Origin of the sequence: Novosphingobium sp., from assembly GCF_040079535.1 — a bacterium.
Taxonomy (GTDB): Bacteria; Pseudomonadota; Alphaproteobacteria; order Sphingomonadales; family Sphingomonadaceae; genus Novosphingobium.
The window spans coordinates 22,700-42,613 of record NZ_JBEBKB010000015.1 but is presented as its reverse complement, the minus strand read 5'-3'; the positions used below and the strand labels follow the sequence as shown (position 1 = coordinate 42,613).

The window sequence follows — 19,914 nt, the reverse complement described above, 5'->3', positions numbered from 1 at the left end:
AACGCGCCCAATTCCGTTAACCACACTCGAAAGCAAACACTGAACACTGTGTTCCTACTTATGATCCGCGAATGGGGGGGTTTGCCAGCCATTCAGGGCAGCGGTCGCGCTGCCGGCAAATTTGAAGGGACCATATACTTATGCGTAATACGCTTCGCCTCGCCGCTGTCGGCGCTGCACTCGCCGCCGCTTCGTTGGCAACCTCGGCTCAGGCCGCTGCTTCGGCTACTGCTACTGCAACCGCAGAAGTGCTCAGCTCGCTGACGGTAACCGTTGATCCGGGCAGCCAGCTCGATTTCGGTCAGATCGCTGCCAACAATGGCGGCACCGTCACCGTCAATGCTGACGCAACCGTTGCCAGCACCGGCGATCTGATTTCAACCGGCACCCGCAGCCCGGTTGCGCTGACCGTCACCGGTTCGGCCAACTCGATGGTTTTCGTGACCCTGCCCACCACTGCGGTTAACCTGACCCGCGTGGGCTTCACCGAAACGATGTCGCTGGGCGGCTTCAACAGCTCGCCCAACGGCGCCTTCCAGCTGGGAGCCACCGGCACCGGCAACTTCACCGTTGGCGGAACGCTGACGGTTGGCGCCAGCCAGACGCCGGGCGTCTATAGGGGTACCTTCAGCGTTTCGGTCGAATACCAATAAGCGCATTATCGCCCCGACCCGGGCGATAACCAAGGCCGCATTCGCATACACTGCGAATGCGGCCTTTTCGTATCCGCTGAACAGCCGCGTGGTTAGCCGAAAATTAACCGTGTTTGCCTATCTAATCAGGGAAATCACCCAGGCCGCGCCCGGCTGAGGGAGGAACTTTGAGAGGTCATGCAATGCCGATTGCCACACGTTTCCGCAAACTCGCCCGCTTGATGGCCATTTGTGCCAGCCTGTTTGCAGCGCCGCCGGCTTTGGCCCAGGGTGATCTGCTGGTCGCGCCCACCCGGGTAATTATCAACCAGGGCGGCAGCGCAGAAGTGGTGCTGAGCAATATCGGCAACCAGCCAGCAACCTATCGAATCTCGGCAGAACTGCGCCGGATGGACGAGGATGGCGATTTCTCGGAAGTGGCCGAAGTGGACGCCAACCCGGTCGAAAAAGCATCGCTGGGAATGGTTACATTTGCCCCGCGGCGGATCATGCTATTGCCAGGCCAGCCGCAATCGGTGCGGATCTCTATCCGGCCACCCGCAGACCTGCCCGATGGGGAGTACCGGGTTCACCTTAATTTCCGGGCGATCCCCCCCGCGGTCAAGGCCGAGGACGCTGCCGGCGCCCCGGCAACCGGGATGACGATCAAGCTGGTTCCGGTTTACGGGATTACGATCCCGGTCTTTCTTCGTCGCGGGCGGCTTGAGGCTGCGGCCGCGCTGGCCAATCCGCACCTGGTCAGCACGCCGAACGGAACATTCATCGAACTGGATGTCAGCCGCAGTGGGCAGCGATCGGTATTTGGCGAAATGATCGTCAAGGATGCCGGCGGCGCCGTGCTGTTCAACCTGCGCGGTATCGCGGTTTATCCCGAGGTTTCGCACCGCATGGTCAGGCTTGGGGTTCCCGCCGATGTCCTGCCCAGGCTCAAAGGCCGGGTCACGATCGAGTATCGCGAACTGCCGGAAAACGGCGGCGCGCTGCTGGCTGAAACCACGGCAACTTTCCCATGAGGTACCGCAAGTCTTTGACTTGACGAGAGAAATGACGTCATGACCCGACCTTCAGGCACCACCAGGCAGATTGCCGCAGCTTTTGCTGCGGCCTTTGCCGTGTGGGCCTTGCCGGCGCGGGCAGACAATTGGCAGGCCAGCGAGGACGATTCGCTGCTGCTTGAATTGCACGCCGGAAACTACCGGATTGGTGATACCATTCGCGGCTATCAGACCCCCGATGGGGTCTGTGTTGATTTTGCCGATCTGATCCAGACGCTCGATCTGCCGGTCAGGCTCGACAAGAAGTCGCGCCGCGCAACCGGCTGGTTGTTCGCGGAGGACCAGAAACTGGCGATAGATCGCGATTCTAACATGGTACAAACCATGAACGGAAAGGCTGCGATAGCGCCTGGGGCGATCCGCGACACGCCCGAAGGCTGGTGTGTCGACGTCAAGGCGCTGTCGGGCTGGATGAACGTCCGGTTCCGTCCTGATCTGCCGAATATGGTGGTAATGCTCGAATCAGACCGGCCATTGCCGGCGATTGAGGCGATTCAACGCAAAAGTCGCGCGGCGCGACTTTCCCGGCCCAAGGACAACAGCTTCGATCTGGCCGCTTTGCCACAAGCCGATGCGCCCTATCGCACCTGGCGCACGCCTTCGGTTGATGTTCAGGTTCAGGCGCAATGGTCCAGCCGCAGCGGCACCCAGGTTCAGTATGAAGGGCTGGCCAGCGGCGAGCTTCTGGGCCTCAGCTATGGCCTGCGTGTAGCGTCGAGCAATGGCGCAGTACCTGATGCCCTGCGGATCGGGTTCTATCGCAACGATCCCGCCGGCGGCCTGTTGGGCCCGCTTGAGGCGACCCGCTTTGCCTTTGGCGATGTTGAAAGCCCATCCACCGCGCTTTCCAGCCAAAGCGCATTCGGCCGCGGTGCCTTTGTTTCCAATCGCCCGCTCAACCTCCCCTCGCGCTTTGGCGCAACCACGCTGCGCGGCGTGTTGCCGGCGGGTTGGGATGCAGAGCTCTACCGCAACGGCGATTTGCGCGGCTATCAATCGGATCGCGGCGATGGCCGTTATGAATTCGCCGATGTCGAGCTTGATTTCGGTGAGAACGAATTCGATGTGGTGCTTTACGGTCCGCAAGGACAGGTCCGCCACATCCGCTCCAGTCTACCGGTCGGGATCGAGAACCTGCCGGCTGGCAAGACCTGGTACTGGGCCGGGGCCGTCGAAGATCGCCGCGATCTGATCGGGCTGGGCGGCAGGCCGGATGATCCGCTTACCGGCTGGCGCTGGGGCGGGGGGATCGAACGTGGGCTGAACCGCCGGACAACGATTGGCATGTCCTACAACAGCGTTGTGCTGGGCGGGCGGCGTGAACACTATCTTGAGGGCGTGCTGCGCCGCTCGCTGGGGCCGTTGCTGATCGAGCTTTCGGGCGCACAGCAGATCGGGGCCGGGCGGGCCTGGCGGACCGAAGCAATCGGCCGCGTGGCCGGGGTGCGGGTTTCCGCACATGTACTGTGGGTTGATGGGCAGTTTGATAGCGAACTGGTCGATGCGCAGCAGCACCGCGAATACGATTTGCGGCTGGGCGGAACCTTGAAGCTGGGTGGTTGGCGGCTTCCGGTTGAGGCCGGGGTCCGGCATACGCTGAGCCGCCAGGGGGTGAAGATCACCGAAGTGCTTACCAGCAGCGCGTTCCGGATCAGCCGGGCCACGTTAACGGTCCAGCTGCTGCACCGCAGCGCCGCCGGCAATCCCGCGTTGACCGCCCAGGAAGACCGCGGCCTTGCTGTCAGCCTGCTGGGCAGCAGCATCATCGGCCGGGTCCACTTGCGTGGGCAGGCCGAATTCGGCCTCAGCGGAAATCGCCCCGGTTTCCGCAAGGCGCAGCTGGTGGCAGACGTCCGCGTGGCCGAAAAATCGACCTTACGCGGCGCAATTGATATCGATGGTCCATCTGATACGCAGGCTTATTCCATTGGTTTTGTTAGACAATTCCCAACATTCGCACTGCGCGGCGAAGGCCGGCTGGACAATCACGGCAATGTCAGCGCTGGATTGACCCTGGCCCTAAGCCTGGGCCCCAATCCGGTTGATGGCGGCTGGCGCGTCTCGCGTGAGCGGCTGGCACAGCAAGGCCAGGCCAGCATCGAGGTGTTCCGCGATGATAACGGCGATGGCCTGCGCCAGCCAAGCGAACCGCCGATCGAAGGGGTCAGTGTCGAAGCCGGATTCCATCACAGCGAACAGCCAACCAATGCATCGGGCCGCACAGTCATCGATGGGCTGAGCCCGCACGTTCCGGTGATGGTTTCGATCGATCTTGGCAGCCTCAATGATCCGCTGCTCAAACCCAAAGTCCAGGGCGTGGTCGTGGTGCCGCGCCCAGGGGTTGCCGCCGCGGTATCGATCCCGATCGCGCCGACCGGCGAGGTGGAAATTGTCCTGCTTGATCCCGCCGGTCAGCCGCAGGGCGGGGTGATCGTGGAACTGGTTGATGCGGCCGGGCGGATCATGTTCCAGACCAACAGCGATTTCGATGGCTATGTGCTGTTCGATAGCGTGCCCTATGGCGATTACCGGATCCGGGTGGAGGCCAAAGACGCGGCGGTGATCGGGGTCAGGCCCGAAGTAACCAGCGCCCTGCGGATTGATCAGCATCGCCCTTCGGCCCGGCTGGGCCGGATCAAACTGGAAGCGCAGCCAAATCTGCCGCCGCGCGGACAGTCCCCTTAATCGCTCGATTAAATTACGGTTGACCGCCGGCTGGGAGCGCGGCAAGCCAGGCGTAGAGACGCCTCGAAACTTACGGAGCTGTGCCAATGTCGCTCGATTCGCTTGCCCGCACTGCCTATGATGAAGATCACGAAGCTTTCCGCCAAACCGTGCGGCGCTTTATGGTCGAACAGATTGCCCCGCACGGTGCCGATTGGGCCGAAGCCGGGATCGTTCCCAAATCCATCTGGCCCAAGGCGGGTGAGCTGGGGCTGCTCTGCCCGACCGTGCCCGAGGAATACGGCGGGCTTGGCCTCGATTTCGGCTACAATGCGATCGTGGATGAGGAAAGCGCCTATTACGGCGGAGTGACCACCGGCTTCTCGTTGCAGTCCGATATTGTCGCCAACTACATCGTCAACCACGGCTCGGAAGAGCAGAAGAAGGAGTGGTTGCCCAAGCTGGTCTCCGGTGAGGTGATCACCGCCATCGCCATGACCGAGCCTGGGACCGGATCAGACCTTCAGGCGATGCGGACCACGGCCAGGAAAGATGGCAACCATTATGTGATCAACGGATCCAAGACCTATATCACCAATGGTCAGAATGCCGATCTGATCCTGGTCTGCTGCAAGACTGATAGCCAAATCGAGCCGGCCTGGAAGGGGGTCTCGATCGTTCTGGTCGAGGCGAACCGCGACGGGTTCAAGCGCGGCCGCAATCTAGACAAGATCGGGCAGGATGAAGCCGATACGTCTGAACTGTTTTTTGAAGATGTGCGCGTGCCGATCACCAATTGCCTTGGCGAAGAAGGTAAAGGTTTCATCTACTTGATGAGCGAGCTGCCGCAGGAACGCCTCTCGATTGCAGTCTCGGCCCAGGCCAGCTCACAGCGCGCCTTCGATATGACGGTTGATTATACCCGTGATCGCAAGGCGTTTGGCAAACCGATCCTCGATTTCCAGAACAGCCGCTTCGTACTGGCCGATCTCAAAGCCAAGCTGCAGGTCGGCTGGGCGCATCTTGATTGGGCCCTGGCCCGGCACATGAAGAAGGAACTGACCCCCGAAGAAGGTGCGGCGGCCAAGCTGTGGCACACCGATCTGCAATGGGAGGTGATGGACAAGTGCCTGCAGCTGTTCGGCGGGGCTGGATATATGAACGAATATCCGATTGCCCGGGCCTGGCGCGCGGCGCGGGTCACCCGGATCTTTGGCGGCACCAATGAGATCATGAAAGAACTGATCGGGCGCAAGCTTTAGGGCCCGCTTCAGGCCTACCGAAGCAGGGCAGCGCCGGAACACAAAAAAGGGGGGCCGATCTGGCCCCCCTTTTCGTATTTCTCATGCGCAGGAGGATCAGATCCGGACCCGCTTGTCAGCCACAACGCGCACCCGCTTGTCAGGACGCGGACGTGCTGCCGGGATATAGCGGCGGCGCGGCGGTGTGGAGACCGTGACCCATTCCTCGGTCACGATTGTTTCCTTGCATTCGCGCTGCTGCGATTGAACGGCAACCGGCACCATCGCCACCGGGACCATCATCATCATCGGGGCATAGCCATAGGCGACCGGCTGGGCATAGCCGTATCCGGCTGGATGCTGGCTCATGTATTGATCGAGGTAGGCCTCGCAATAGTCACTGGCTTCGCGCCGATCAGCCGCCGCGCCAACCACGCCGCCGGCAACTGCGCCAACTGCTGCGCCGATCACGGTGCCTTCGGTGCGATTGCCGCGCCCGGCCACCCGGTTGCCAACTACGCCGCCGATCACGCCGCCCAGCACAGCCCCGCCAACAGTCTTGCCGCTGCCCTGACGGCGGCGGCATTCGGTCAACCAATCAGCCCTGGCCCGTTCAAACGCGGCGCTATCATGCGCGGAAGGGGCCTGGTGATGCGCCGTAGCAGCGCCGCCGCCGCGCCATTCGGGGCGCGGATCAGCATTGCCATAGACGTGTCCGGCGGCATCGACAGTGCCCGGCGGGGGCAGCGGTGGCGCCGATTGGGCCATGGCTGGCGATGCCAGCACCAGTGCAGCGGCGCAGGCCAGCGGCAAGCTTAGACGTCGAGACTTCATGGCATTCCCCTGAATCTGGCCGGGCGATTCCGGCGTTAAGGCGAACCTTACCATCCCAAGGCGCAGCAATCCAAGCGTTCGGCCCGGTTGATCTGGGTGCTGTCCCGATTCGGATCAGCCCGGGGCGCAGGAATTACCGGCGCCGCGCAGCAATGCGGCCGCGACGTCAGCCATTTGTGTGTCCTAGATCGAAGCCGCGATACCTTGGGCCAGGGCCTCAACCCCGGCGGCATCGGCGGCATCGAAACGTGCGGGGCTCGGGCTATCGAGATCGATTACTGCGATCAGCTGCCCGCCGCGCAGCACGGGTACAACCAATTCCGAACGGCTTAGGGCATCGCAGGCAATGTGGCCGGGAAAGGCGTGGACATCCTCAACCAGCTGGGTCGCCAGGCTGGCTGCCGCTGCGCCGCAAACGCCCTGGCCAAAGGGAATGCGGATACAGGCAGCCTTACCCTGGAACGGACCAAGCACCAGTTCGCCATCCACCGCGCGGTAAAATCCGGCCCAATTGAGATCGGGGATGAATTGCCAGATCAGCGCAGCAAGATTGGCCATGTTGGCAATCGAATCGCGTTCTCCCGCCACCAGCGCCTGCGCCGAAAGGGCAAGTTCGCGGTAAAGTTCCGGTTTGGAAAGGCCGGTCGCGGGGTCAAAATGATACATTATCTCGATCAGACCCCGTTCCACCATTGCCGCAGCCCCGGCTTGGCTCTATCTCTGGTACATGTCGACCAAACGCAAGCTGCTTGTCGCCCTCTCCGTGTTCCTGTTGGTATTCGGTGGGCTGTTTTTCTGGATCTGGCGCGGGACGCCCGCCAAATACACGGTTGAGGAGCTTTCGGGCCGCGATCCGGTGCTGGCCAAGCCCAAGCCTGAGCAGATCCCTTCGATCGCGATTGCCTCGCCGATCGGCTGGCAGGCCAATGAAGCGCCGGTTGCGGCCAAGGGGCTGACGGTTACCCGCTTTGCCGAAGGGCTCGATCACCCGCGCGTGATCTATACGTTGCCCAATGGTGATGTGATTGCGGCGCTTGCCGATGCGCCCAAAGGCGCCATGGGCAGTGGGATCATGGCCAGCGTGGCCAATTGGCTGATGCAAAGCGCGGGAGCGCACGGCAAATCCGCCGATGCGCTGGTCCTGCTGCGCGATACCGACGGCAATGGCACGGCGGATCAGAAGCACACTCTGCGGCAGGGTAATGGACTGGTTTCGCCCTCGGGCCTGGCCTGGCGTGATGATGTCCTTTATGTTGCCAATCACGATATGGTTCAGGCCTTCCCCTATAAATTGGGTGAAACGGCCTTGAACGCAGCGCCCAGCAAAGTGATGGATCTGCCCGGCGGCGGCAATCACTGGATGCGCAACATCGTGCTGAGCGCCGATGGCAAGCGGCTTTATGCCGCGGTCGGATCATCATCCAACATCGCCGAAAACGGCATGGAGATTGAAAAAGGCCGCGCGGCGATCTGGGAAAAGACATTTGGCAGCAAGGGCTACCCGCGCCAATATGCCAATGGCCTGCGCAATCCCAATGGCCTGGCCTGGAACCCGCGCACGGGCGAACTGTGGGTGACCGTAAACGAACGCGATATGCTGGGCCCGGATCTGGTCCCCGATTACCTCACCAGCGTCCCGCTCGGATCGCACTATGGCTGGCCGTTTGTGTGGTGGAAGGTGTTTGACGATGACCGGGTGGTGGCCGCCCCGCCCGATTATTTCGATGATTATGTGCGCAAGCCCGAATTTGCGCTGGGCGCGCATACGGCTTCGCTGGGGCTGGTCTTCGTCACCGGTGGCCAGCGGATGGGACCACAATTTGCCAGCGGCGCGTTCATCGCCCGTCACGGATCGTGGAACCGGACCCCGCCTTCTGGTTACGACGTTGTTTTCGTGACATTCGACCAGTTCGGCAATCCACAAGGCAAGCCGATCCCGGTGTTGACCGGATTCCTGACCACCGATGGCGACACCCATGGCCGGCCGACCTGGCTGGCCTGGTCAAAGGAAGGGGCGCTGCTGGTCAGCGATGATACCGCCGGGATCATCTGGCGCGTGATCGATCCGGCGGCTGCGCCTTCCGCTCAGGTCAAGCCGCTGGTTACCGGCCGCCTGCCAGCACAGCGCAGCCTGACCGGTGATCCTGATGCCCGGTACACCGCCAAGATGAAGGACGAAACGCTGGTCAAACAGCGCTGATCAAAGCGCGCCTATCAAATCGCCCGGCCGTTGCGCCCGGCCAGTTCGGTAACGAACTGCCAGGCCACCCGGCCCGATCGCGCGCCGCGCCGCTTTGACCATTCCAGCGCTTCGCCCTGATCGAAGGCCAGCCCCAGCTCGGCGCAATATCCCGCCACAATGGCCAGATAGTCGTCCTGGTTGCAGGCATGAAAGCCGATCGAAAGACCAAACCGGTCGGCCAGCGCCAGCTTGTCATCCACGCTGTCACGCGGGTTGATCACGTCGTCTTGTTCAGACAGGTAACGCGGCACGATCGCGCGGCGGTTCGAGGTAACCGCCAGCCGGACATTGCCGGGCCGCGCCTCGATCCCGCCTTCAAGCCATGAGCGCAGCGCGCGTGGGCCGGCGCTATCGCCCTCTTCAAAACCCAGATCGTCGATGAACACCACAAAGCGGCGCTTGGCTCTGCCCAGTTCGCTAAACAATCCGGATAGCCCAACCAGCGTTTCCGGTGCCACCTGGACCAGCGCGATCAGCGCGGGATCCTGAGCCTGTGCGGCGCAAACCGCCGCCCGCAGCAGCGCCGATTTGCCCATGCCGCGCGCCCCCCACAGCAGCATGTCATGCGCCGCGTGCCCTGCGGCAAACCGGGCAACATTGGCCCGGACCAGCTCCTTTTGTGCGTCGATCCCTTTGAGCAAGTGCAATGCCGGGGCGCTAATGGCGCCTACCGGACGAGCCGATTGCTGCCAGACATAGCCCGGTGCGCCCAGCCAGTTGTTCGCCGGCCGGGCCGCCGGGGCCAACCGCTCAAGCGCTGCGGCAATCCGGGCCAATTCGTCGCTCATCCGGCCAGAGTTTCGGCATCAAGCGCATAGAGCAATTCGGCCCCGGCCATGGCCGAACCTTTCAGTCCGCGGGCTTCACCGCAAATCGCGCTGGCAAAATAGGCGGCCACCACCCGTTTGGCTTCCCCGCCGCCGCCGTCCTGGGCCTGGCGATGCAATTGCCATCCGGCCACGGCTACAGCGCTCATCGTGCAGAACGCCACCGATCCGGCCAACCTGTCATCGATGCTGGCGTTGCCGGCCATCCAGTCTGCCACTGCCCGGCAATCGCCGGCCAAGCCGGCCAGTTCGGGCAAAGCAGTGCAGCCCTGCTCAATCTCGGCATAGAGCGACGCCAGGACGCCGCCGCCTTCATAGCCCAGCTTGCGGGTTACCAGATCGGCGGCCTGGATCCCGTTGGTGCCCTCATAGATCGGGGCAATCCGGGCATCGCGGTAATGCTGGGCCGCGCCGGTTTCCTCGATAAAGCCCATGCCGCCATGGATTTGCACGCCCAGGCTGGCCACTTCGCAGCCCACATCGGTGCCCCAGGCCTTAAGCATCGGGACCAGACAATCGGCGCGGGACTGGGCTGCGGCAGACCCCAATGTGGCGCGATCAACCTGCCCGGCGGTGTAATAGAGCAGCGCCCGCGCGCCCTCGGTAAGCGCCCGCATCCGCAGCAGCATCCGCCGCACATCGGGATGCTGAACAATTGCCACCGCGGCCTTGTCGGCCGAACCGGAGCGGGCCGATTGAATCCGGTCACGGGCATAACGGCGCGCCTGTTGCAGCGCCCGTTCGGCAATCTGCACACCCTGGTTGCCCACATTGATCCGGGCGGAATTCATCATCGTGAACATGGCCTTCAGGCCTTCGTTCTCATGGCCGATCAGTTCACCGATACAGGCGTCGTTATCGCCAAAGCTCATCACGCAGGTTGGGCTGGCCATGATTCCCAGTTTGTGCTCCAGGCTGACGCAGCGCAGATCGTTGCGCTCACCAAGGCTGCCATCGGCGCCAACAAGGTATTTGGGCACCACAAACAGGCTGATCCCGCGCGATCCGGCCGGTGCGCCGGGGGTGCGGGCCAGGACCAGATGGATGACATTGCGGGTCAGATCATGCTCACCCCAGGTGATGAAGATCTTGCTGCCCTTGATCAGCCAGCTGCCATCACCGCGTGGGCTGGCGGCGGTGCGCAGTGCACCAACATCGCTGCCGGCCTGGGGTTCGGTCAGGTTCATCGTTCCAGACCATTCGCCGCTAACCAGCCGGGGCAGGTACAGCGCCTTCTGGCTGGCACTGCCATGATGATGCAGCGCTTCGATCGCGCCCACGGTCAACAGCGGCAGCAAGGTAAAGGCCATGTTGGCGCTGCCAAGATTTTCGATCACATTGCTGGCCAATGTAAAAGGCAAGCCCTGCCCGCCAAATTCAACTGGCCCAGAAATCGCATTCCAGCCCTGTTCGAAATAGCCCTGATAGGCCGCAGCGAACCCATCGGGCAGGCTGACCGCGCCATTGGCCAGCCGGGCGCCTTCAAGATCACCCTTGCGGTTAAGCGGGGCAAATTCGCCAGCGGCAAACTGGCCGATTCCCGAGACTATCGCTTCAACCATGTCGATGCTGGCATCGCCGAAGCGATCGTGTGCGGCCAGCTCTTCAATTTCGGCGTTGACCCTGATCGCCAGCAATTGATCGGCAGTGGGCGGGGTGAAGTCCATCGTGTTCTCGCCTTTTCCTTGGCTTTGCTTGCGGTCCGCTATAGCGGGAGTGCCATGTCCGGCAAGCATCCAGGCCCAGATCTGCGCGCAGCCGATCCCGCGGGGATCGCAGCAGCGGCGGCCTTGCTGCGCGCCGGGCAGCCGGTGGCCTTGCCAACCGAGACGGTCTATGGCCTGGCAGCCCGGGCCGACGCTGCTGATGCCGTAGCGGCAATCTATGCCGCCAAAGGGCGGCCATCGTTCAACCCGCTGATCGTCCACGTTGCAGATACCGCTCAGGGCGAAGCGATCGCCCAGTTTGATTCCCGCGCGCAAAGCCTGGCCGCGGCGTTCTGGCCGGGCGCGCTAACCCTGGTCTTGCCGCTGCGCTGCGATGCACGAATCGCCCCGGCAGTAACCGCCGGGCTTGATACGATTGCATTGCGCTGTCCTGCGCACCCGGTGATGCGCGCGGTGCTGGCTGAAACCGGACTGCCGCTGGCCGCACCATCGGCCAATCGATCAGGCGGGGTCAGCCCAACCAGCGCGCAGCATGTCGCGGCATCGTTGGCCGGAAAGATTGCGTTGGTACTGGATGGCGGGGCCTGCGCTGCGGGCCTTGAAAGCAGCATTGCGGCGCTGCGCAGCGATGGCAGCTGGCAATTGCTGCGCCCCGGCCCGATCACCGCAGCCCAGATCGGGCAAGTTCTGGGCTGTGCGCCTGACGCCATAAGGGAAGCCCGGATCGAAGCGCCAGGCCAGCTTGCCAGCCACTATTCGCCCGGCAAACCGGTGCGCCTCAATGCTGATGGAGGTGCGCAGGATGAATTTCTGATCGGTTTTGGCGCGCTGAACGGTGCGATCAACCTCAGCCCGTCCGGCGATCTTGGCCAGGCGGCGGCGCAGCTTTATGCTTGCCTCCACGCAGCCGCATCCGCGCCGCAGCCAAAAGTGGCCGTGGCGCGGATCCCAGATCATGGGCTGGGCGCAGCGATCAATGATCGGCTGCGCCGCGCCGCTGCTGCCTAGGGTGCCTCGGGCAGTTCGGGTGCTTCAGGGGGCTCGGGCGCCCTATCGGCATCGCTTTCGGTAGCGCCGTTTTCGCAGACCAGCTTGCCCGATCCCATCGCGCTCACCGTGCAGCGCGCGCGGCCTTTCACTTTGACTGATCCCGATCCCATGATCGTCGCTTCAACATCGCCGTCAGAAGCAAAGGCTGCACCGCCCGATCCCATGATCGAAATCTTGGCCTTGCCGGTGCGCACGGCATCCAGTTCGGCGCTGCCGCTGCCCATGATCGTTACGTCAAGCTGATCGATATTCCCGGCCGCACGAATCGCGCCTGAACCCGGCAAAGTTACGTCCAGCTTACCGCCGCCCAGGCTCTGCGCCTCGATCCGGCCCGATCCCGCGATCATCACCGTGGCATCGCGGCCCAGCGCCGCAGTGTTGATTGTGCCCGAACCAAACATCGCCACATCGCGCGGGGCCGGCATGGTGACATGGATTACCGCGATTTTTCCGCCGCTGGAAAAGACCTTGTCTGCGCGCAGGATGCCCAGTGTACCGTCCTTCAGGGTAAAGCGCACCTGCGCGGCGGCTTCCGGATCGCCATCGACGGTGATTGCCAGCTTGTCGCCCTGGGTCACTTCGACCTTGTCGGGGCCAAACATCGCCAGTTCATCCGGCACCGGGCCCGAAAGATCCAGCTCGGACAGCTTTTTGCCTTCCTCACCGTTGATCTTGATGCTCGATCCGTCGCAGCCCGAAACGCCTGCCGCCATGGCCAGGGCCAGCACGGGGGCGATTGATTTCAGGAAATGGCCAAATTTCATGCCGGTTCTCCACTGTTGTGTATTGGTGAAATAATACAGCAATGCGGAGCGATCAAGGGCGCGCTGTGCCATCCATCGGTCCAGCGCAGCCGTTCATAGGAAAAGGGCCGCCCCAGCAGGACGGCCCTTTTGCCAAAGCCAATGTTCAAATTGGGCCCAAATCAGGCGGTAACCACGGCTTCCGCATAGTATTTGGGGGCATGCTCATTAAGGATCGCCAGGATCTTTTGCAGCGCGGTTGGCTCGTCAGTCTTTTCCATGGCCGCCAGTTCGCGCGCCAGGCGCGATGAGGCGGCTTCAAAGATCTGCCGTTCGGAATAGCTTTGTTCAGGCTGATCGTCTGCACGGAACAGATCGCGGGTCACTTCGGCGATTGAAACCAGATCGCCCGAATTGATCTTTGCTTCGTATTCCTGGGCGCGGCGCGACCACATTGTGCGCTTGACCTTGGGCTTGCCCTTAAGCGTATCGAGCGCTTCGCGCAGGGTCTTGTCTGATGAGAGCTTGCGCATCCCGATCGCTTCGACCTTGCTGACCGGCACGCGCAGGGTCATCCGTTCTTTTTCAAAGCGCAGCACATAAAGTTCAAGCTGCATCCCGGCGATTTCCTGCTCTAGCAGTTCAATCACCCGGCCGACGCCGTGCTTGGGATAAACAACGTAATCGCCAACATCGAAGGCATTTGCCTTGATCACCATGTAACGTCCTTTCGTTTACCGGTCTGGTGTAGCTGCGCGGCACCAGGACGATCGATCACAGTTAGGTATCGGCCAAGCAAATTGCCCGCTCGATGCTGCCATCAACCGCAGATAGAATTCCGGCCTTTCAAGATTCGCTCGTGCGACGGAAACCCGAATCCCGCCGCCTGTGGCCAAGCGTATAACATATCCGCAACATTATTGCCATAGGCGCGTCTTTTCCGGCTTACGCCGGTGTTGCAAAGCTGATCGCGGAGGCGATCAGCGCACTTTCAATCCCCTCAATCGCCTTCGCCGGGCTCCGCCGAGAAGTACTTGTCGAACTTGCCGTCTTCGCCCTTGTGCTCGTCGGCGTCGGCAGGGGTTTCCTTCTTGGTGGTCAGGTTGGGCCATTCGGCAGAATATTTGGTATTCAGCTCAAGCCACTGCTCTAGCCCGCTTTCGGTATCAGGCAGGATTGCTTCGGCCGGGCATTCAGGTTCGCACACCCCGCAATCGATGCATTCGCTGGGGTTGATCACCAGCATATTCTCACCCTCATAGAAGCAATCGACCGGGCAGACCTCTACACAGTCCATATACTTGCACTTGATGCAGGCGTCGGTGACGACATAGGTCATGGTATCGGATCCCCAGTGGAAAGTATCGGTTGAACGTCTGCTATGAGATTTGCCGCGCTCCCGTCAAGCACCCGGTAGCAGCTTTGTGCTTCCAGCGCCGGTCCGCGCCGGATTGGCAAAGTGGTAATCTCGATCACATTGACGCCAAGGCGCATCGGCAAGGTCAGCACATCGCCGGCTTTGACAGCGTGTCCAGGCTTGTCGGTCCGGCGCCCGTTGATCCGGATGTGCCCGGCCAAAACCCAAGCCTGGGCCAGATTGCGGCTGGCGGCAAGGCGCAGGTACCAGAGCAATTTGTCGATCCTCACCCGGCTATCACCAGCATCAGCGCAGTAGCTCTGCCAATGCGGCAAATGCATTGCCGGGCCGGGGGGCAATCGGAGCCGCATTTGCCACCGGCAGTCCCTGCCGCAGCGGTTGCCAGCGCCAGCGCGGCGGCTGCGGCGGTCCCAGCGCGGCCGGCGGTAACGGCCGAGACACAGTTGCGCGGAATCCTGCCAGCCGCAGCAGCAAGGCATAGCTGGCAGTTGTAAGGCCCGTTGATATCGCCAGCGCCGGATTGAGCACAAAGTCCTTGCGGCCCGCAGCCACCCGCACCTCATGCGCGGCGCGCAGCAGCTTTTCAGCCAGATCGATCCTGATCGCCTGCTGCCCCAACAGTCGATAGCCCGGCGGCACCGGGAATTTGCCGCTGGCTGCCACAACCGGCGGCATCGCCGGGACCGGAGCTGCCAAATGCACGCCGCCGATCGACCGCAGCACCCGCCAGGCGCCAAGCGCAGCCGGTTTCAGCATATCCGGCACAAACAGATCAAGCGCCCCTACCTTGATGCCAAGCCGGGTCAGAAATTTGCGTTGCAGCGGCGTAAGCCGTTCAAGCCGGGCTGCTTGCCGTTCCATCAAACCGCCACTTTCGGCCAGCCGGATCAGCAGCGCCCGCAGCTCTGCCCCGGCGGCAGGATCGGCTGAGGCGGCGGCAATTCGCGCCAGCGGTGCCAGCGGCAGCATGGCTCCATCAAGCCACAGCGCCAGTGCATCACCCAACCCCCGCCGCACTGTTGCTGGCAAATCATCCAGCGCCTTGTCGAGTACGATCAGCGGTCTGAGCAAACTTTTTCCCGCCGCAAGCCGGCCAAGCAGCGCGCCTTCCCAGCGTAGCTCAGCGCCGTTCAGCTGCAAATCGGCGGCGCCTTTCGCCAAGGCCTCGGCCAGCATCGCCGCGCGCTGGGCTCGCAGCGCCGGCAAGTGGCGCTCGGCGGCGGACAGCAGCAGCTTGCGGTCAGCCAGGCGGGCCTGCGGATCAACCCGGAACCGAAAACCGGCCAGGTGCCCGATCGCCTCGCCATCAACCAGCACTTCATCACCTTCCAGCGCCACCGGGAGCAGCGCAGCATCATTGCCCAGCTTTTTCATCAACACCGAAGTGCGGCGATTGACGAAGCGTTCGGTTAGCCGGGCATGCAAGGCATCGGAAAGCCGGGCCTCAGCGGCGCGGGCCCGGGCTGCCATTTCCTCGCGGGCCAGCACCCAATCGGGCCGCTGCGCGATATAGGCCCAGCTCCGGATCGCAGCGATCCGCATCTGCAGGGTGTCTATATCGCCAGCGGGATTGTCTAGATCAGCGATCGAGCGTGCGACATAATCGCTGCCCAGCATCCCTTTGGCCAGATCCTGCCACAGCCTTGCTACAAACCGGGAATGGTTCTCTGCCCCATACTGGCGAAAATCGGGCAGCGAACAGGCCGCCCAGAACCGCTTGATCTGCGCCTCGCCCCGCACTTTTCCGCCAATCTCGGGGTCTTCTGCCAGACGCTTGAGCACAGCAAGGTCGATCGCTTCGGGGGCCAGCGCCAGTTCGGGCTGGTTCGGCGGACGGGAAAGATCGGCGATCAGCCCGGCCAGTGATGCGCAGTCTGGCTGGGGTTCGCGCCAGAACAGCCGGGTCAGCGGGGCAAAGCGGTGCTCTTCAATCCCATAGACCTCATCGGCGGTAAATTCGGCGTCATGACTGCCGCTTCCGGCCAAAGTGCCAAATGTTCCGTCACGCTGGTGGCGCCCGGCCCGCCCGGCGATCTGGGCCATTTCGGCGGTGGTCAGGCGCCGCTGACGCTGGCCGTCAAACTTGGAAAGACCCGCAAAAGCAACGTGATCTATATCCAGATTAAGCCCCATACCGATCGCATCGGTGGCAACCAGATAGTCCACCTCGCCCGATTGGTAGAGCGCGACCTGCTTGTTGCGGGTTTCGGGGCTTAGCGCGCCCATCACCACTGCCGCCCCACCCCTGAAACGGCGCAGCATTTCAGCCACCGCGTATACCTGCTCTGTTGAAAAGGCGACCAGCGCCGAACGCGGCGGCACCCGGCTGAGCTTCTTTGCGCCAGCATGGCTAAGCGTTGAAAAGCGCGGGCGGGTGACGATCTCGGCCTCGGGCAGCAGCGCGCGAACCAGCGGTTCAAGCGTACCCGATCCCAGCAGCATGGTTTCCTCGCGGCCTCTGGCGTGCAGCAACCGGTCGGTAAAGATGTGCCCGCGCTCACGATCTGCACCAAGCTGCGCCTCGTCGATCACAACAAAGGCCAGGTCTGCCGCTACTGGCATGGCTTCAGCGGTGCACAGCAGATAGCGGGCGTGTTTCGGCTCGATCCGCTCCTCGCCGGTGATCAGGGCAACCCGTTCGGCCCCTTTGATGGCACAGACTTTTTCGTAAACCTCGCGCGCTAGCAGCCGAAGCGGAAATCCGATCGCGCCAGACGAATGCGCGCACATCCGCTCAATCGCAAGGTGGGTCTTGCCGGTATTGGTTGGCCCCAGCACCGCCTTGAGACATGAAGAAGCCGAATTGCGGACCATAATGCAGATAATGTGGTGGTAGCTGGACGGCGCGGCAATAGGCCCGTCCCGGCTCTCCCCAGAACTGGCGAAATGTGCCGAAATTAGGCGAAGTTTAACCAAACCAGTGCAGGGAGAAGCGGTACGTCCACCCCAGGGGGCCAAACTTGTTCAAGCCGCGTGAATTGCCGCAGTTCGGTCAGGGTGGCCCCGCATCAGGGGCCGCAGCGCTAAGCCAAGCGCAAGCGATTGACCGCGTCACCACAGAGCCTGCCATCCAATCGGGCCGAATTGCCCGGCTGCGCGGCTATATTGCCCGTCAGGCTCAAGCTGACTGGACCTGTGATCTGGCTGAAGATATCGGTTCCGCCCACTGGTTCAAAGGTTTGGGTGTCATGCTGTCGCTTGGCGCCGCAGCCCTGGCGCTGTGGCCCAATGCCAAGGCAGTTGCGGCGCTTCCGGCGATGCCGATCGATAGCAACGCGCGCGAGGAATTCCGGGTTCAGATGATCCAGCCGCTGGCGCTGGGCGCCGACAGCGGCCGGCGCATGGCGGCAACTTCGGCGCTGATCGCGGCACAAGGTCCGGCTCAAAGCGCCAGCGTGAAATTTACCGCGACCTTGACCCAGGGCGATAGCTTTGAACGGATGCTGGCCCGTGCCGGGCTGAGCGCAGCGGATTCGGCTGAGGTAGCCAGGCTGGTCGCCGGCCAGATCCCGCTTGATCAGATTGCGCCGGGAACCCAGTTTGATATTGCGCTGGCCAGCACCGCACAGGGCGGCCGGGCGCTCCAGATGATCGATTTCAGGGCGCGTTTCGATCTTGATCTCAGCATCAGCCGGATCGGCGGCCTGTTGCAGCTGCAAAGCCGGCCGATCGCGATCGATACAACTCCGCTGCGGATCCGCGGCACGGTGGGATCGGGGATCTACCTCTCTGCCCGGGCGGCCGGCGCTCCGATCGAGGCGATCCAGCAATACCTGCAAGTGCTCGATCAGCATATGAGCCTCGATGCCGGAATCGAGCCTGGCGATACCTTCGATATCGTGGTTTCGTTCCGCCGCGCTGCCAGTGGTGAAACCCAGGTGGGCGAACTGCTCTATGCCGGGCTTGAACATGATGGCCGGGCCAAGGCGCAGCTGCTGCGGTGGGGCAAGGACGGCCAGTTTTTTGAGGCGAGCGGCATGGGCCAACAGCGCACCGGCTTGATCATGCCGGTTGTTGGCGGGCGGGTTACATCGGGCTTTGGCGCACGGCGCCACCCGGTTCTGGGGTATACCCGCATGCACGCCGGGATCGATTTTGGTGCTGCCTATGGTTCGCCAATCTATGCGGTCAGCGATGCAACGGTCAATTTCGCCGGCTGGCACGGCGGCCATGGCAACTATGTCAGGCTGAATCACCCGGGCGGATTTGCCACTGGTTATGCCCACATGAGCCGGATTGCGGTGGCACCGGGCAGCCAGGTTCGGGCTGGACAAGTGATCGGCTATGTCGGTTCGACCGGGCTCTCAACCGGCCCGCATCTGCATTATGAACTGTACCGCGGCGGAACCACGGTTAACCCGATGACCGTCTCGTTCACGGTGGTCAACCAGGTCGATCCGGCAGAGCTTGCGGCCTACAAGGCACGGCTGATCCAGATGAAGGCGATCACCCCGGGTGCTGCGCTTAACAGCCTGGCGCCGCGTCAGGCCGCGATCGGCAAGCCCGAAGCCCGGCGCGAGATTGACCGCCTGGGGAATTGAAGGTTTGCGTTTGCGGGCCTAAGACCCCCGGATGACCTATCCCGCTACACGTCTGCGCCGCACCCGTTCCTCGGCCTGGAGCCGCGCCTTGCACCGTGAAACCGTGTTGACCCCGGCCGATCTGATCTGGCCGCTGTTCATAACGGACGGCGCCGGGGTTGAAGAGCCGATCGGCTCGCTGCCCGGCGTTTCGCGGTGGTCGGTTGATCTGATCGCCGCCCGGGCCAAGGAAGCTGCGGGGCTGGGCATTCCCTGCCTGGCGCTGTTTCCCAACACCCAGCCCGGCTTGCGCAGTGACGATGGCCGCGAAGCGCTGAACCCTGACAATCTGATGTGCCGGGCGATTAAGGCGATCAAGGATGCTTGCGGTGAAACGATCGGGGTGCTGACCGATGTCGCGCTGGATCCCTATACCAGCCATGGGCAAGACGGGCTGGTCGATGATGCCGGTTATGTCCTCAACGATGCCACGCTCGAAATGTTGGTTGGCCAGAGCCTTAACCAGGCGGCGGCCGGGGCCGATGTGATTGCCCCCAGCGATATGATGGATGGCCGAATCGGCGCAATCCGCGATTGTCTTGAAGAGGCCGGCCACGCCAATGTTCAGATCATGAGCTATGCCGCCAAATATGCCAGCGCCTTTTATGGCCCGTTCCGCGATGCGGTGGGATCGCGCGGGCTGCTGAAGGGCGACAAGAAGACCTACCAGATGGATCCCGGCAATGCCGAAGAGGCCCTGCGCGAGGTTGAGCTGGACCTGGCCGAAGGCGCAGACAGCGTCATGGTCAAACCCGGGCTGCCCTATCTGGATATCGTTCGGCGGGTCAAAGAAACCTTTGAAGTGCCGGTCTTTGCCTATCAGGTCAGCGGCGAATACGCGATGATCGAACACGCTGCCTCCGCCGGCGCCGGGGATCGCGATGCCTTGGTGCTGGAAACGCTGCTGGCCTTCAAGCGGGCGGGCTGCTCGGGCGTGCTAACCTACCATGCGGCGCATGCGGCCAAGCTGCTTGGCTGAT

General features: G+C 62.6%; 17 protein-coding genes. 8 read left to right on the top strand and 9 right to left on the bottom strand.

Going from position 1 to position 19,914, the window contains the following annotated elements; translation table 11 throughout:
- Positions 1–140 precede the first annotated feature (140 nt).
- From ABL914_RS07070 to ABL914_RS07055, 4 genes are all read left to right on the top strand, one after another.
- Positions 141–653: a DUF4402 domain-containing protein gene (locus ABL914_RS07070; RefSeq protein WP_391562465.1), complete on the top strand. Its 513-nt coding sequence runs from the start codon at positions 141–143 to the stop codon at positions 651–653.
- A gap of 221 nt (positions 654–874) precedes the next feature.
- The gene (locus tag ABL914_RS07065) at positions 875–1,666 is read left to right on the top strand and encodes a molecular chaperone (protein WP_391562464.1); all 792 of its coding nucleotides are present in this window, start codon (positions 875–877) and stop codon (positions 1,664–1,666) included.
- A 39-nt stretch (positions 1,667–1,705) separates the two neighbouring features.
- Positions 1,706–4,393, top strand: coding sequence for a carboxypeptidase-like regulatory domain-containing protein (locus ABL914_RS07060; protein WP_391562463.1), 2,688 nt, complete (start codon positions 1,706–1,708; stop codon positions 4,391–4,393).
- An 86-nt stretch (positions 4,394–4,479) separates the two neighbouring features.
- On the top strand, positions 4,480–5,634 hold the full coding sequence (locus ABL914_RS07055; RefSeq protein ID WP_391562462.1) for an acyl-CoA dehydrogenase family protein: 1,155 nt from the start codon (positions 4,480–4,482) through the stop codon (positions 5,632–5,634).
- 96 nt (positions 5,635–5,730) lie between these two features.
- On the opposite strand, the gene ABL914_RS07050 is transcribed toward ABL914_RS07055, so the two are convergent.
- Together ABL914_RS07050 and ABL914_RS07045 are read right to left on the bottom strand one after the other, a co-directional pair.
- Positions 5,731–6,447, bottom strand: a complete 717-nt coding sequence (locus ABL914_RS07050; RefSeq protein ID WP_391562461.1) for a glycine zipper 2TM domain-containing protein — start codon at positions 6,445–6,447, stop codon at positions 5,731–5,733.
- Between the two features lie 183 nt (positions 6,448–6,630).
- Positions 6,631–7,113, bottom strand: coding sequence for a GAF domain-containing protein (locus ABL914_RS07045; protein WP_391562496.1), 483 nt, complete (start codon positions 7,111–7,113; stop codon positions 6,631–6,633).
- Between the two features lie 61 nt (positions 7,114–7,174).
- Here ABL914_RS07045 and ABL914_RS07040 point away from each other — a divergent pair, with 61 nt between their 5' ends.
- Entirely contained in the window at positions 7,175–8,647 is a 1,473-nt protein-coding gene (locus ABL914_RS07040; RefSeq protein WP_391562460.1) for a PQQ-dependent sugar dehydrogenase, read from the top strand.
- A 14-nt stretch (positions 8,648–8,661) separates the two neighbouring features.
- Here ABL914_RS07040 and ABL914_RS07035 read toward each other — a convergent pair whose 3' ends face one another.
- Positions 8,662–9,477, bottom strand: a complete 816-nt coding sequence (locus ABL914_RS07035) for an ATP-binding protein (RefSeq protein WP_391562459.1) — start codon at positions 9,475–9,477, stop codon at positions 8,662–8,664.
- Entirely contained in the window at positions 9,474–11,183 is a 1,710-nt protein-coding gene (locus ABL914_RS07030; protein WP_391562458.1) for an acyl-CoA dehydrogenase, read from the bottom strand. The genes ABL914_RS07035 and ABL914_RS07030 overlap by 4 nt, the downstream gene beginning before the upstream one ends.
- 54 nt (positions 11,184–11,237) lie before the next feature.
- On the opposite strand from ABL914_RS07030, the gene ABL914_RS07025 reads away from it, so the two are divergent.
- Positions 11,238–12,191, top strand: a complete 954-nt coding sequence (locus ABL914_RS07025) for an L-threonylcarbamoyladenylate synthase (RefSeq protein WP_391562457.1) — start codon at positions 11,238–11,240, stop codon at positions 12,189–12,191.
- Here ABL914_RS07025 and ABL914_RS07020 read toward each other — a convergent pair.
- The 5 genes from ABL914_RS07020 to ABL914_RS07000 all read right to left on the bottom strand — a co-directional run bounded on the left by ABL914_RS07020 (position 12,188) and on the right by ABL914_RS07000 (position 17,168).
- Positions 12,188–12,997, bottom strand: a complete 810-nt coding sequence (locus ABL914_RS07020) for a head GIN domain-containing protein (protein ID WP_391562456.1) — start codon at positions 12,995–12,997, stop codon at positions 12,188–12,190. The two genes, ABL914_RS07025 and ABL914_RS07020, sit on opposite strands and share 4 nt — an antisense overlap.
- A gap of 161 nt (positions 12,998–13,158) precedes the next feature.
- Complete coding sequence (locus ABL914_RS07015) at positions 13,159–13,695, bottom strand: CarD family transcriptional regulator (protein WP_391562455.1); 537 nt, start codon at positions 13,693–13,695, stop codon at positions 13,159–13,161.
- Positions 13,696–13,976: 281 nt separating this feature from the next.
- Positions 13,977–14,315: a ferredoxin FdxA gene (fdxA, locus tag ABL914_RS07010; RefSeq protein WP_391562454.1), complete on the bottom strand. Its 339-nt coding sequence runs from the start codon at positions 14,313–14,315 to the stop codon at positions 13,977–13,979.
- Positions 14,312–14,623 carry an RNA-binding S4 domain-containing protein gene (locus ABL914_RS07005; RefSeq protein ID WP_391562453.1) on the bottom strand — a complete coding sequence of 104 codons (312 nt, stop codon included), beginning with the start codon at positions 14,621–14,623 and terminating at the stop codon, positions 14,312–14,314. Before ABL914_RS07005 ends, fdxA begins: the two co-directional genes overlap by 4 nt.
- Positions 14,624–14,639: 16 nt before the next feature.
- Positions 14,640–17,168, bottom strand: a complete 2,529-nt coding sequence (locus ABL914_RS07000) for a helicase-related protein (protein ID WP_391562452.1) — start codon at positions 17,166–17,168, stop codon at positions 14,640–14,642.
- 146 nt (positions 17,169–17,314) lie between these two features.
- On the opposite strand from ABL914_RS07000, the gene ABL914_RS06995 reads away from it, so the two are divergent.
- Both ABL914_RS06995 and hemB read left to right on the top strand, forming a co-directional pair.
- Positions 17,315–18,895 carry a M23 family metallopeptidase gene (locus ABL914_RS06995; RefSeq protein ID WP_391562451.1) on the top strand — a complete coding sequence of 527 codons (1,581 nt, stop codon included), beginning with the start codon at positions 17,315–17,317 and terminating at the stop codon, positions 18,893–18,895.
- 31 nt (positions 18,896–18,926) lie between these two features.
- Positions 18,927–19,913, top strand: a complete 987-nt coding sequence (gene hemB / locus ABL914_RS06990; RefSeq protein ID WP_391562450.1) for a porphobilinogen synthase — start codon at positions 18,927–18,929, stop codon at positions 19,911–19,913.
- The last annotated feature ends 1 nt before the right edge of the window (position 19,914 follow it).